A 304-nucleotide genomic window follows, 5' to 3' on the forward strand; every position below is an offset into this window, starting at 1 on the left:
CGAACTAGACATAGAAAAAAAATTCATTTGGATTTTTGATGCAAAATACCGCATAAAGTTAGATAAAAATCGTTTTGATGATGGCAGTGACGATATTACAAAAACCGATTATGTGCCAGATGATGCTATTAACCAAATGCATCGCTATCGTGATGCTTTAATTCGTTTAAGTGGCTCTGAGATAAAGACTGGAAATGTATCTCCAAACGTTGACAACCTTTCAACGAGGCAGAATGTGAAAAAAAGTCGTCCCGTTTTCGGAGCTTTTGCATTATATCCTGGTTTTTTTAATCAGTCCCAAACT

Annotated in this window: 1 protein-coding gene; it reads left to right on the top strand. The window is 35.9% G+C overall.

Annotated features, from left to right (window positions below):
- Nucleotides 1–304, top strand: a 304-nt coding sequence (locus Q5762_RS37770; protein WP_315896835.1) for a nuclease domain-containing protein, incomplete at both ends; no start/stop codon positions are given.

This window comes from Streptomyces sp. P9(2023) (assembly GCF_032436795.1).
Taxonomy (GTDB): domain Bacteria; phylum Actinomycetota; class Actinomycetes; order Streptomycetales; family Streptomycetaceae; genus Streptomyces.